At 63.8% G+C, this 12540-nt stretch carries 13 protein-coding genes; 10 read left to right on the plus strand and 3 right to left on the minus strand.

The window, feature by feature from the left end; translation table 11 throughout:
- Positions 1 to 41: 41 nt before the first annotated feature.
- The 3 genes from AC1VVM_RS19370 (at position 42) to AC1VVM_RS19380 (ending at position 3974) form a co-directional block, all read left to right on the plus strand.
- Positions 42 to 890, plus strand: coding sequence for an SDR family oxidoreductase (locus AC1VVM_RS19370; protein ID WP_482957131.1), 849 nt, complete (start codon positions 42 to 44; stop codon positions 888 to 890).
- A gap of 67 nt (positions 891 to 957) precedes the next feature.
- Entirely contained in the window at positions 958 to 1638 is a 681-nt protein-coding gene (locus tag AC1VVM_RS19375; protein WP_482905413.1) for a Fe2+-dependent dioxygenase, read from the plus strand.
- Between the two features lie 215 nt (positions 1639 to 1853).
- Positions 1854 to 3974: a PKD domain-containing protein gene (locus AC1VVM_RS19380; RefSeq protein WP_482905414.1), complete on the plus strand. Its 2121-nt coding sequence runs from the start codon at positions 1854 to 1856 to the stop codon at positions 3972 to 3974.
- 18 nt (positions 3975 to 3992) lie between these two features.
- On the opposite strand, the gene AC1VVM_RS19385 is transcribed toward AC1VVM_RS19380, so the two are convergent.
- Positions 3993 to 4727: an SDR family oxidoreductase gene (locus AC1VVM_RS19385; RefSeq protein WP_482905415.1), complete on the minus strand. Its 735-nt coding sequence runs from the start codon at positions 4725 to 4727 to the stop codon at positions 3993 to 3995.
- A 212-nt stretch (positions 4728 to 4939) separates the two neighbouring features.
- Between AC1VVM_RS19385 and dld the strand changes: the two genes are divergently transcribed.
- From dld to AC1VVM_RS19420, 7 genes are all read left to right on the plus strand, one after another.
- Positions 4940 to 6697, plus strand: a complete 1758-nt coding sequence (dld, locus tag AC1VVM_RS19390; protein ID WP_482905416.1) for a D-lactate dehydrogenase — start codon at positions 4940 to 4942, stop codon at positions 6695 to 6697.
- 249 nt (positions 6698 to 6946) lie between these two features.
- Positions 6947 to 7984, plus strand: coding sequence for a sulfate ABC transporter substrate-binding protein (locus tag AC1VVM_RS19395; protein ID WP_243652466.1), 1038 nt, complete (start codon positions 6947 to 6949; stop codon positions 7982 to 7984).
- Between the two features lie 46 nt (positions 7985 to 8030).
- Entirely contained in the window at positions 8031 to 8882 is an 852-nt protein-coding gene (cysT, locus tag AC1VVM_RS19400) for a sulfate ABC transporter permease subunit CysT (protein WP_132386199.1), read from the plus strand.
- A complete protein-coding gene (gene cysW, locus AC1VVM_RS19405) occupies positions 8879 to 9718 on the plus strand; it encodes a sulfate ABC transporter permease subunit CysW (protein WP_482905417.1) in 840 nt (279 codons plus the stop codon). The genes cysT and cysW overlap by 4 nt, the downstream gene beginning before the upstream one ends.
- Positions 9715 to 10668, plus strand: a complete 954-nt coding sequence (locus tag AC1VVM_RS19410) for a sulfate/molybdate ABC transporter ATP-binding protein (RefSeq protein ID WP_482957132.1) — start codon at positions 9715 to 9717, stop codon at positions 10666 to 10668. Before cysW ends, AC1VVM_RS19410 begins: the two co-directional genes overlap by 4 nt.
- Before the next feature lie 10 nt (positions 10669 to 10678).
- Positions 10679 to 10855, plus strand: a complete 177-nt coding sequence (locus tag AC1VVM_RS19415) for a YezD family protein (protein WP_482905419.1) — start codon at positions 10679 to 10681, stop codon at positions 10853 to 10855.
- Between the two features lie 16 nt (positions 10856 to 10871).
- A complete protein-coding gene (locus tag AC1VVM_RS19420) occupies positions 10872 to 11576 on the plus strand; it encodes a glutamine amidotransferase (RefSeq protein WP_482905420.1) in 705 nt (234 codons plus the stop codon).
- A gap of 37 nt (positions 11577 to 11613) precedes the next feature.
- Here the strand turns inward: AC1VVM_RS19420 and AC1VVM_RS19425 are convergent, their stop codons facing one another.
- Together AC1VVM_RS19425 and AC1VVM_RS19430 are read right to left on the minus strand one after the other, a co-directional pair.
- The gene (locus AC1VVM_RS19425) at positions 11614 to 11802 is read right to left on the minus strand and encodes a hypothetical protein (RefSeq protein WP_482957133.1); all 189 of its coding nucleotides are present in this window, start codon (positions 11800 to 11802) and stop codon (positions 11614 to 11616) included.
- A 63-nt stretch (positions 11803 to 11865) separates the two neighbouring features.
- Positions 11866 to 12498: a response regulator gene (locus AC1VVM_RS19430; protein ID WP_482905422.1), complete on the minus strand. Its 633-nt coding sequence runs from the start codon at positions 12496 to 12498 to the stop codon at positions 11866 to 11868.
- Positions 12499 to 12540: the final 42 nt, after the last annotated feature.

The raw sequence follows: 12540 nt of genomic DNA on the forward strand, positions 1-12540 counted from the left end.
TCAGGGCCTGAAGAACACCGACGCAGGGGGAGAGGAACGCGATGACCAAAGTGGCGGGCCGGACGGCCGTGGTGACCGGCGGAGGCAGCGGCATCGGGCGCGGGCTGGCGCTTGAACTCGCCGCCAAGGGCGCGGCCGTGGCGATTGCCGATATCCTTCCCGGAAACGCTGAAGCGGTCGCCCGCGAGATCGCCGCGATGGGAGGCAAGGCGCTGGCGATCGGCTGCGACGTGACGGACATGGCCTCTCTCGAAGCCGCGAAACAGGCTGCCACCGAGCATCTCGGCCCCGTCTCGCTGTTGTTCGCGAACGCCGGAGCAACCTCGTTCGAGCGCATCACCGACATGAGTGCGGACGACATCGACTGGATCATCCATGCCAACCTGCTGGGCGTGCTCAACTGTGTAAAGACCTTCTATCCCGACATGGTGGCCACGCGCGACGGGCATTTCTGCGCCACGGCCTCCACCGCCGGGCTGCTGCCGAGTTGGATCCCCTATCACGCGGCGTATTCGGGCGCGAAATTGGGGATCATCGGCATGATGCTGAACCTTGCCATCGAGGCGCGCGAACAGGGCGTGGGGGTCACGGCCTTCGTGCCCCACGGCGTCGTCAGCAACATGAAGGCCAACAATGCCCGCTACCGCCCTGCCCGTTTCGGCGGTCCGGGCGAGGGCGAAGTGCAGATCCCCAATGGCGCGCAGTGGCATGCCGAAGTCAAATTCCGGCCGGCCGAACTGGTCGGCAAGCTGGTCGTCAAGGCCGTGGAGGAGGATCGCCCGATGGTCATCAGTGACGGCGCAATCCGGAAGACTTTCGACGAAACCTATCGCCGCATCGTCTACGACGCCTTCGACTTCGCAGACGCCTTTTACGCCGCCGAAGAGTGACGGCCGGGCTCAGGCACTCTCCCGCGCCGGCATTGTCATCTTGCGCATATTGCGCAAGTAAGGCCGCATGGTCATCGAGATTCCCGAGCTTTTCCAACCCGACGAAGTGCGCGAAATCCGCGAGGCGCTGCAAGCGGCCAACTGGGCGGACGGGCGCGCCACCGCAGGTCACCGCGCGGCGCTCGTCAAGGAGAACGAACAACTCCCGCTCGATCACCCGCTGGCCCGGCAACTTGCCGACCGGGTGCTGACGCGGCTTTACCAAACGCCGCTATTCATTGCCGCCACCCTGCCCCAGCGCATCCTGCAACCGCGTTTCAGCCGCTATGACGGGCATGGGCACTACGGAAACCATGTCGACAACGCGATCTTCCCGATCCCTGGTACGGGCGAGCACTTGCGCAGCGACGTGTCGAGCACGCTGTTCCTCAGCGATCCCGACGAGTACGACGGTGGCGAACTTGTTATTGAGGACATGTTCGGGAACCATACGGTCAAGCTTCCGGCGGGCTCTCTGGTCGTCTATCCCGGCAGTAGCCTGCACCGGGTCGCGCCGGTAACACGCGGCGTGCGCTTTGCCTCGTTCTTCTGGACACAGAGCTTCGTCGCTTCTCCGGAGCGCCGACGGCTGATGTTCGAACTGGACGGCGCGATCCAGTCGATTGCGGGCGATCATCCGGAACACGGTTCGGTCGATGCGCTGACCAATGTCTATCATAACCTGCTCCGCCAGTGGTCGGTTACCTGAGAATTCGGCACTCCTGATGGATGCTTTTGCCGCCACCGCGATAATCATTGCGGTTCCAAGATATTGCGGCGCTCTTCGCCCCAACCGCGCTAGAGGTTTGACAAAGCGCGCCGACGAGTGCGCCGGATAAGCGGGAGAAAATGAGGATGCGGAAGCACGGGACTTCGAACGACCAGCGCGCGCGATCCTTGCGCCCGACTCAAATGCGTGCAGGAATGCTGGCGGCGACGGCCACGCTGGCACTCGCCTGCGTGGCGGCGACGCCTGTCATGGCGGCAACCGCTGCTGTGGAGACCCCCGCCAAGACAACGCTTCGGGCCGATGGCTATACCGCCGAGGATGCCATGTTCGCCCATCCCTTCGTCGATCTGGACGAAGTGCGGCATGACGGGACAATCGCCTACCGCTACGTCCACGGCGGCTTCGAAGGTACCGACACCCGGTTTTCCTACTATTTCCCGGTGGATGGCTGGCAAGGCCGGTTCTTCCAGTACATCACGCCGGTACCGGACAGCGAAACGCTCTCGCAAGGGCTGAGCGGCGAGGAAGACCGGATCGGCGCGGCACTGACCAGCGGGGCCTATTTCATCGAGACCAATGGCGGCGGCCCCAAGGCGGCCGATCCGTTCGGCGGCATGGACCAGACCATCGGCGCCTATCGCGCCAATGCCGCCGCCGCGCGCTTTTCGCGTTTCGTGGCCGCGCAGGTCTACGCACCGCGTCCGCATGTCTACGGATATGCCTATGGCGGCAGCGGCGGCGCTTATCGCACGCTGGGTTCGCTGGAGAACACCCACGGCGTCTGGGACGGTGCAGTGCCCTATGTGCTCGGCTCGCCAATGGCCATTCCGAACATGTTCACCGTCCGCCTCAATGCCATGCGCGTGCTTGGCCCGAAGCTGGACGGGGTCGTCGCGGCGCTCGACGCGGGCGGCAACGGCAATCCTTACGCCGGGCTTGACGCCCAGCAGAAGGCGGCGCTTGTCGAAGCCACGCGCATGGGTTTCCCGCCGCAGTCCTGGTATGCCTGGCGGACGATGGGGCCGCACGCCTTCGCGCTGCTTTTCGGCGCCGTGCGCATGGTCGATCCGAGCTACTTCAGCGACTTCTGGAGCCAGCCCGGCTACGAGGGGCATGACAGCCCCGAACTCTACGCCGCCGACCGGACGCACACCGCCACCCGCATCGTCGAGGTCATCACAGAGGCGAAGGCCGAGACCATGGGGCTCGACACCGGCCGCTCCCCCGGCACGGCAAAAGGCACTGCCGACCTCGCGTGGAAGGCGATGGGGCTCAATTCGGCGGACGAAGTGCCGGTGGCCCTGCGACTGGAGCAAGTGCCACAGGGCAAGCCGCTGCTGCTGGCGGACCTCGTACTGCCATCGGGCAAGAAATTGCTGCTGAGCGACGTCAAGGACGGCATCGCGATGATCGGTATCAACGATCCGCGCGTCGTGGCGCAGGTCAAGGCGGGCGATGCGGTCACGCTCGACAACAGCGATATTCTGGCGGTGGAGAGCTATCACCGGCATCAGGTTCCGCCAAATGACGGCCAATATCCAGTCTGGGACCAGTTCCGCACCGCCGACGGCACACCGCGCTATGCGCAGCGCAAGATGCTGCTCGGCCCGATGTTCACGAAGAACGCCTCGGGCGCGGTGCCGACTGGCAAGTTCGACGGCAAAGTGATCCTAATCGAGAACATGTGGGACCGCGAGGCGCTGGCGTGGCAGGGCGACTGGTATCGCCGGCAGGTTGCCGCGAACGTGGGCGCATCGCTCGATGACCGGTTCCGCATCTGGTACACTGACCGCGCGCTTCACGGCGACCAGACGAAGCAGGACGATCCCTCGCGCGTGATATCCTACATCGGCGTGTTGCAGCAGGCGCTGCGCGATATGTCCGCATGGGTCGAAACCGGCAAGGCGCCGCCACAATCGACGCAGTACAAGGTGGTTGACGGGCAAATTCAGGTCCCCGCCGCGGCGAGCGCGCGTCAGGGCATCCAGCCGGTCGTCACGATAACGGCAAATGGCAAGGCGCAGACGGACGTGCGACGCGGACAGCCGGTGCGACTTGCCGGAACGGTATCGGTCCCGCCGGGCGCCGGTTCCGTGGTCTCCGCGCAGTGGGACTTCGAGGGCGACGGCACCTTCGACGAGGACGCGAAGCCGGAAACCGGTGCAAACGTCACGGTTTCCACAACGCATAGCTTCGACAAGCCGGGTACCTACTTCGTGGTCCTGCGCGCCGCCTCCCAGCGCGAGGGCGATGCAAACACGCCCTTTGCCCGCATCCAGAATCTGTCGCGGGCGAAGATCGTGGTGCGCCCCTAGGACGGGGTATCTGGCCCGTCAAAAGTGGGCCAGATACCCACCGTCAACGGCCAGGACCTGTCCGGTGACATAGGAAGCGGCGGGTGAGGCCAGGAAAAGCACCGGCCCCACTACTTCGCTCGGACGCCCCCAGCGGCCGAGCGAGGTACGCCGCGCAAGGTGCTGACCAATGCCGGGATCGGCCACCATCTCCGCATTTGCCTCGGTCGCGAAATAACCCGGGGCAACGGCGTTGACAGTAATGCCCCGGCTGCCCAGCTCGGCGGCGAGCGCCCGGGTCAGCGCCTCAAGCCCGCCTTTGGACATGGTGTACGCGGCATCTCCGGCCCGGGCGATGGGGCCGGCGATCGAGGTCACGTTAACGATGCGCCCCCCTGCGCTCATGCGCGGAGCAAGAATACGGGCAAGATCGAAGCAAGCGACCAGATTGATTTCCAGCATGTAGCGAACCGCCTCACGGTCCAGTTCGGAAATCGCCCTACGATCGCGGTGGCCAGCATTGTTGACGAGAATGTCCACGGTCCGTTGCCCCGCCAGCGTTTCGGCCACGGCCTGCGTATCGGCGAGATCGAAAACCACCGCCTCGGCGCTTCCGCCCGCACCGGCAATGGCGGCAACCACGTCCTCCGCCCGGTCACGGCCGCGCGCCTGCACAACGACGTGGGCCCCCGCCTCGGCAAAGCCAAAAGCGATTTCACGCCCCAGGCCGCCCGTCGCACCGGTCACCAACGCGGTTTTGCCAGCCAGCGTCATGCCGGGGCCTCCGGCGTGGAGAAGAGGGCAAACCTGCGGGTGGCGTTCGATCTGGTCATCGCCCCCCGATACCGGGACCCGAGGCACATCGCCAGCCCGCAATCCGGAGTAAATGGCGCCGGAGATCGCCATCCAATTGCGCATTTAGCGTTAGCGGGTTACCCCATAAGGGACTGCCCCCGCCGGGAAACCCGGCCAGCCGACGAGACGCCATGCCGATCGACTGCCCCGGCTCCAGCGCGATTCCATCCGTCCCGAAGGCGGCCGGCGCACTCCTTGTGCGCCTGCGCGAAGCGGTAGGACGGCGGCATGTGCTGACGGGAGAGAAGGCCACGCTGGCTTTCCGCACCGGCTATCGCTTCGGCTCCGGCCCGGTACTGGCCGTGGCCCAGCCGGGTAGTTTGGTCGAGCAATGGCGCGTGCTGCGCGCCTGTGTAGATGCGGGAGTGATCGTGATCGCGCAGGCGGCCAACACCGGCCTCACCGGCGGATCGACGCCCGACGGTGATTATGACCGTCCGGTGGTGATCGTCAGCATGCGCCGGCTCGGCGGCATTCGGCTGATCCGGGACGGCTCGCAAGTGGTCTGCCTGCCCGGCGCCACGCTTTACAAGCTGGAAGCCATGTTGAAGCCATTGGGGCGCGAGCCGCATTCGGTGATCGGCTCGTCCTGCCTTGGCGCGTCGGTGCTGGGCGGGATCTGCAACAATTCGGGCGGTGCGCTCGTGCGGCGCGGGCCTGCCTATACCGAACTGGCGCTTTACGCCCGCGTCGATGCGGGCGGGCGGCTCGAACTTGTCAATCATCTCGGCATCGCGTTGGGGGAGGAGCCGGAAACGATGCTCGCCCGTCTCGAACGCGGCGAATTCGCGGAGTCCGATGTCGATCCGGCGAAAGATCGCGCGGCGTGCGACCACGGCTATGCCGACCATGTGCGCGAAATCGATGCTTCAAGCCCCGCCCGCTTCAATGCCGACCCCTCCCGCCTGTTCGAGGCATCGGGCAGCGCGGGTAAGGTCATGCTCTTCGCCGTGCGGCTCGATACTTTCGTCAAGGATCGCACAACCCGGGTGTTCTACGTGGGCACCAACGACCCGGCCGAACTCACTGCACTGCGCCGAGCGGTTCTGGGCGGCTTCGCGCACTTGCCGGTCGCGGGCGAGTACATGCACCGCGACTGTTTCGATATCGCCGAACGCTATGGCAAGGATACCTACCTCGCCATCCGCAAGCTGGGCACCGACCGGCTGCCTGCACTGTTCGCAGGCAAGGCGCGGGTGGATGCGTTTACCCGGCGCAGCCGCCTGTTGCCGTCGAACCTCTCTGACAAGGTGATGCAGTGGGCGGCGGATCGCTTGCCCGGACACCTGCCGCGCCGCCTCAGGGACTGGCGCGACCGTTTCGAGCATCATCTCATGCTGCGCATGGCCGATGACGGCATAGAAGAGGCACGAGGCTGGCTTGCCGGCCATTTCCCTTCGGCAACGGGCGAGGTCTTCGAATGCAGTGACGAGGAGGCCGAAGCCGCCTTCCTCCACCGCTTCGCGGCGGCCGGAGCGGCCATACGGTACCGGGCTGTCCACCCGGAGGAAGTGGAGGACATCGTCGCGCTCGATATCGCGCTGCCCCGCAATTGCGAGGACTGGCTCGAACACCTGCCAGAAGAGATCGAGCGGCCGATCCTGCACAAGCTCTATTACGGGCATTTCTTCTGCCACGTGTTCCATCAGGACTATATCGTCGCCAAGGGCACCGACTGCGCGGCACTGGAACAGGCCATGCTGCCCCTGCTCGACCGGCGCGGCGCCGAATATCCGGCCGAACACAACGTCGGCCATCTTTATGAGGCCAAGCCGGCGCTGAGCGCGCACTATGCCGCGCTCGATCCCTGCAACATGTTCAATCCGGGAATTGGACATACGCCGCGCACGGCCCACACCCCTACTCCCGAAGGCGCACCGTCGCAGTGAACGGGCGGGCACCAGCGGACGGGCGATACCGCCCTGGCGCTGGAACGAGGCGGTCTGCCTCCGGTTACCCACAAGTTCGCAGCGCCTCGCGGCCGAAAAATCGGGCTTCTTCCGGGCCTTCCGCCCACATCCTCCGGATGGGCGATGGCCTGCCTCCAAAACGCCGCTTGTCACCCTGCAACAAGAACTTTAATGTCAACCAAATCAATTGAGATTAGGCATGCAAGCCTCAACGGGAGACGTGACACGATGAATACCCTGCCAATCCATCGCCGCATGTTCCTGGCCGCAGCCGCTGCGACGGCGCTTACCGTTTCGCTCGCCGGATGTTCGGGCGGAAACAAGTCGGGCAACAGCGTGGAGATCACCAATGTCTCCTACGATCCGACCCGCGAGCTGTACCAGGCGATCAACCCCGCCTTCGCCACCTACTGGAAGAAGAAGACCGGGCAGGACGTGACTTTCCGCATGAGCCACGGCGGCTCAGGCAAGCAGAGCCGCGCGATCATCGATGGGCTTGAGGCCGATGTCGCCACGCTGGCGCTCGCCTACGATATCGATGTGATTTCGAAGAAGGCACAGCTGCTTCCGGCCGACTGGCAGAAGGCGCTGCCCAACAACAGCTCGCCTTACACCTCGACGATCGTCTTCCTCGTCCGCAAGGGCAATCCCAAGGGCATCCATGACTGGGGCGATCTGGTGAAGCCGGGCGTGGAAGTCATCACGCCCAATCCCAAGACCAGCGGCGGCGCGCGCTGGAACTTCCTGGCCGCCTGGGCCTATGGCCGTAAGGCAGGCGGATCGGATGCCGCTGCCGAGACTTACGTGAAGCAGCTCTTCTCGCACGTTCCGGTGCTTGACAGCGGCGCGCGCGGATCGACCACGACCTTTGTCGAACGCGGCATCGGCGACGTGCTGCTGGCCTGGGAAAACGAGGCGCTGCTCGCCGAGAAGAAGCTCGGCGCGGGCAAGTTCGAAATCGTGAACCCCTCGATCTCGATCCTCGCCGAACCGCCGGTCGCAGTGATCGCCGCCAATGCGAAGAAGCACGGTACCGAGGAAGTCTCGAAGGCCTACCTCGAATATCTCTATACGCCTGAGGCGCAAGTCGCGATCGCCCGCAACTTCTACCGGCCGAGCGATCCCAAGATCGCCGAACAGTTCGCCACGCAGTTCCCGAAGGTCAACCTCGTCACCATCGACAAGGACTTTGGCGGCTGGGCGAATGCGCAGAAGACCTATTTCGACGATGGCGGCGCATTTGACCGTATCTACACGAAGAAGTGAAACGACGCTTCCCAAACGGCGTCCCCAATCGAGCAGGCCACTGCAGATGACCTCAATTGCAATGCGCAAGCCGCGATGGCGCGCGCCTTCAGTACTTCCGGGTTTCGGGCTGACTTTCGGGTTCAGCCTCGCCTGGCTTTCCCTGATCGTCCTGATCCCGCTTTCCACGCTGTTCCTGAAATCGGCAGGCATGGGCTGGCACGCGTTCGTCGAGGTCGGGTTCTCCGACCGCGCGATGGCGGCCTATCGCCTGAGCTTCGGCACGGCGGCGGCGGCAGCGCTGGTCAACGCGGTATTCGGGCTGCTCGTGGCCTGGACGCTGGTGCGGTACGATTTTCCGGGAAAGCGGATCGTCAGCGCGCTGGTGGACCTGCCCTTCGCGCTGCCAACCGCAGTGGCCGGCATCGCGCTGACGTCGATCTATGCGCCAACGGGCTGGGTCGGGCAGTTTCTTGACCCGCTGGGCATCAAGGTCGCCTTCACCGCCACCGGCATCACCGTGGCGCTGATCTTCATCGGGCTGCCATTCGTGGTGCGCTCGGTGGAGCCGGTGCTCGCCGATCTGGGGCTGGACGTGGAAGAAGCGGCGGCAACGCTGGGCGCAAATCGCTTCCAGACCTTCTTCCGCGTGATCTTCCCGGCGATCATGCCCGCGCTCTTCACCGGCGCCGCCCTCGCCTTCGCGCGCGGGGTGGGCGAGTACGGCTCGGTGATCTTCATCTCGGGCAACATGCCCGGCCGGACCGAGATCGCCCCGCTGCTGATCGTCACCCAGCTGGAGCAATATGCCTATAATGGTGCCACCGCGATCGCCATGATCATGATGCTGATTTCCTTCGCCGTGCTGTTCACGCTGAATGCCATGCAGTCTGCCCGCCGCCGGAGGCTCGGCTCATGAGGCAGCACGCTCCCGGCACCGAGAGCCGCACCACCCAGGTCGTCCTGATCCTGGTCGCGCTTGCCTTCCTCGCCTTCTTCCTCGTGATGCCGCTTGTCGCGGTGTTCATCGAGGCGCTGAAGCAGGGCATCGAACCCTTCCTGGAGGCCGTCTCCAACCCCGATGCACTCGCAGCCATCCGGCTGACGCTGTTCATCGCGGCGATCAGCGTTCCGCTCAACGTCGTGTTCGGCCTTGCGGCAAGCTGGGCTATCACCAAGTTCAGTTTCCCCGGCAAGAACCTGCTGCTGACCATGATCGACCTTCCGCTGTCGGTCTCCCCGGTGGTTTCGGGTCTGGTCTTCGTGCTGCTGTTCGGCGCTCAGGGCCTGCTGGGGCCGTGGCTCTCGGCGCACGGGCTCAAGATCATCTTCGCCGTGCCGGGGATCGTGCTGGCAACAGTCTTCATCACCTTCCCCTTCGTCGCCCGCGAACTGATCCCGCTGATGATGGAGCAGGGCAAGGACGACGAGGAAGCCGCCCTCTCGCTCGGTGCCAACGGGTGGCAGACTTTCTGGCACGTAACCCTGCCCAACATCCGCTGGGGCCTGCTCTATGGCGTGCTGCTCTGCAACGCGCGCGCCATGGGCGAATTCGGCGCGGTTTCGGTGGTCTCCGGACATATCCGGGGAGAGACCAACACGATGCCGCTGCATGTCGAGATCCTCTACAACGAATACGACTTTGTCGGAGCCTTCGCGGTGGCCTCGCTGCTGGCCGCACTCGCGCTCGTCACGCTTGTTCTCAAGAGCGTGCTCGAATGGCGCTTCGATCTTCACTCAGGAGCAAGACATTGATCCGCGTCCAGAATATCACCAAGCGTTTTGGCGACTACGCCGCGCTTCACGGCATCGACCTTGAGATCCAGCCGGGCGAATTCATCGCCCTGCTCGGTCCTTCCGGTTCGGGCAAGACCACCCTGCTGCGCATCATCGCCGGCCTTGAGTTCCAGGACGAAGGCCACGTCTATTTCGACGGGGAGGACGTGTCGGATATTCCGGTGGGCCGCCGCAAGGTCGGTTTCGTGTTCCAGCAATACGCGCTGTTCCGCCACATGACCGTGGCCGACAATGTCGCCTTCGGGCTCAATGTGCGCAAGTCGAAGACTCGTCCGAAGAAGGCCGAGATCAAGGCCCGCGCCGACGATCTGCTGCGGATCGTCCAGCTCGACGGGCTTGGCGGCCGTTATCCGGGCCAGCTTTCCGGTGGCCAGCGCCAGCGCGTGGCGCTTGCCCGTGCACTGGCCATCGAACCGAGCCTGCTGCTGCTGGACGAGCCCTTCGGCGCGCTGGACGCCAAGGTCCGCAAGGATCTGCGCCGCTGGCTGCGCGACCTGCACAAGCAGATGGGGCTGACCTCGATCTTCGTCACTCACGATCAGGAGGAAGCACTCGAACTCGCCGACCGCGTCGTGGTCATGGATCATGGCCGTATCGACCAGGTGGGCACACCCGAAGAAGTCTATATGGAACCGGCAACTGCCTTCGTCTCGCACTTCGTGGGCGAGACCAACCGCCTGCCTGACGGCCGCCACGTGCGCCCGCATGACATCGCCATCGTTGCCCAGGGCGGCGATGCGGTCGCGGTGGACAATGTCTTCCGCAAAGGCAGCGCCTGGCGCGTCGAGGGGCGGCTGGCGGACAGCAATGCCATTATCGAGATCGACGTCGATACCAACCAAGTTCCCCCGTCAGTCGGCCAGACGGTACGCATCGAAGCCCGGCGATCGCGAACTTTTGCAGATTGAGGATACCCAGATGACTGCCAACTCTCCCCAGCAGACCAATTCTCCCGAGCAAAAACGCCAGCTTGAGGAAAATCTCGCCACCGTGCGCGAGGCGCTGCTGAACTTGCGCTATGGCCAGATCTCGCTAACCGTTCACGACGGGCGTGTGGTGCAGATCGACGTCACCGAAAAAAAGCGTTTCCAGTAGGCGAACGAATAGGGCAATGCCGCAGAAGACCGCGCTGATCATCCGCCACGTCCCTTACGAGGGCGTGGCGGGCTTCCGCCAGCCCATCGAGGATCACGGCTATCTCGTCGATCGCATCGATGTAACCGATCCCGCTTTCTCCTCGCTCGACTTGCGCGAGCCTGACCTGCTCATCATGATGGGTGGGCCGATGGGGATCTACGAGCAGGACCGCTATCCCTGGATCGCCTGCCAGATGCGCCGGTTGACCCTGCGCCTCGAAGCAGACCGGCCGACACTGGGCGTCTGCTTCGGCGCGCAGATGATGGCGGCAGCTCTGGGCGCCAAGGTCTATGCGGGGCCTGCCAAGGAAGTGGGCTTTCACTCGGTGAGAGTGCACGATCACGCGGCCGACAGCCCGCTTCGTCATATTTCAGGCGTGCCGGTGCTGCACTGGCATGGGGATACCTTCACATTGCCCGATAATGTCGAGCTACTCGCGTCGAGCCATGTCTATGAGCATCAGGCCTTCCGGCGCGGCAGCAATATCCTTGGGCTTCAGTTCCATGCCGAAATGGGCATGGACCCGCGTTTCGATGCATGGATCGAGCAATGGCCCGGCGCGGTGATCGAAGCAGGCGGCGACGAAGCGTCGCTGCGCGGCGCGCACGAGGCGCTGGGGCCCGCCGCCGTGGCGGCGGGGCGAGCGATGATCGGCGAGTGGCTGGCCGGACTGCGCTAAAGCGCGCAAGCGCGGCGCAGCCATAACATTCGCCGTTTTATTGAAGCAAGTACCCGACCGGCGCGATTGCGGGCGGCAAATCCGTTTCTCCCAAAGCCGGCAGCATCTCCCGCTCCACCGTCCGCGCGATGGCATCGAGGGGCAGGTCATTCGGCTCACGACCAAACGGATCCTCAAGCTGGTCACCCAGAGCGTCGAGGCCAAAGAATGTATATCTGACCAGCAAGACCGACAGCAGCGCTCAATTGACGCGAGAGAATTTCCGCGCTTGCAGGAATGTGCGAATTAATTAACTCCCCACATCCACCATGTTGTTTCGTAATGCGTAGCGGACAACATCGGCGGTCGACCGTACCTTAAGCTTGTGCATCAGTGATGTGCGATGAGCCTCTACTGTCTTGACACTGATGGTAAGTTTGTGCGCGATAGACTTATTAAAATTTCCCTCTGCTATGAGCTGGACAATTTCACGCTCCCGCGAAGTAAGTGGGGATGTATTCGCCGAATTGCGTCCGTGTTCCACGAAATAATTTTCCAGCCGGTCCGCCAATGCAGCCGAGATATAGAGCTTGTGCTTAGCCAACGCCTCGAGCGCCTCGATCAAATTTGTGATCGTGTCGGATTTCAGCACATAGCCGAGCGCGCCGGCGTCCAAGGCCTCGAGCACAATACTCTCCCGTTCGTGCATCGTGTAAATCAAGACCTCAGTGCCGGGCAGATCGCGCTTGATTGCGCGAGTGAGTGCCAACCCGTTCATCTGCCGCAGTGAATAAGCAACAATGGCTATGTCAGGCTGAGTTTCCCGGACTAGTTTCAACGCGCCGAGACCTTCGGCCGCTTCGCCAACGATCTGCCAGCCTCGACGGTCCTTTAAACTTGCGCGAACGCCCTCACGTATCGCCTCATGATCATCAGCGATCACTATCCGGCAGCACGAAGATGACATCCCCCATCCTCCCTATTT

This window comes from Novosphingobium sp. BL-S-33 (assembly GCF_056857025.1).

Coding starts and splice junctions, on each gene's coding strand:
- AC1VVM_RS19370 (WP_482957131.1), top strand. CDS start 42: ATGACCAAAGTGGCGGGCCGGACGGCCGTGGTGACCGGCGGAGGCAGC.
- AC1VVM_RS19375 (WP_482905413.1), top strand. CDS start 958: ATGGTCATCGAGATTCCCGAGCTTTTCCAACCCGACGAAGTGCGCGAA.
- AC1VVM_RS19380 (WP_482905414.1), top strand. CDS start 1,854: ATGCTGGCGGCGACGGCCACGCTGGCACTCGCCTGCGTGGCGGCGACG.
- AC1VVM_RS19385 (WP_482905415.1), bottom strand. CDS start 4,727: ATGACGCTGGCTGGCAAAACCGCGTTGGTGACCGGTGCGACGGGCGGC.
- dld (WP_482905416.1), top strand. CDS start 4,940: ATGCCGATCGACTGCCCCGGCTCCAGCGCGATTCCATCCGTCCCGAAG.
- AC1VVM_RS19395 (WP_243652466.1), top strand. CDS start 6,947: ATGAATACCCTGCCAATCCATCGCCGCATGTTCCTGGCCGCAGCCGCT.
- cysT (WP_132386199.1), top strand. CDS start 8,031: ATGACCTCAATTGCAATGCGCAAGCCGCGATGGCGCGCGCCTTCAGTA.
- cysW (WP_482905417.1), top strand. CDS start 8,879: ATGAGGCAGCACGCTCCCGGCACCGAGAGCCGCACCACCCAGGTCGTC.
- AC1VVM_RS19415 (WP_482905419.1), top strand. CDS start 10,679: ATGACTGCCAACTCTCCCCAGCAGACCAATTCTCCCGAGCAAAAACGC.
- AC1VVM_RS19420 (WP_482905420.1), top strand. CDS start 10,872: ATGCCGCAGAAGACCGCGCTGATCATCCGCCACGTCCCTTACGAGGGC.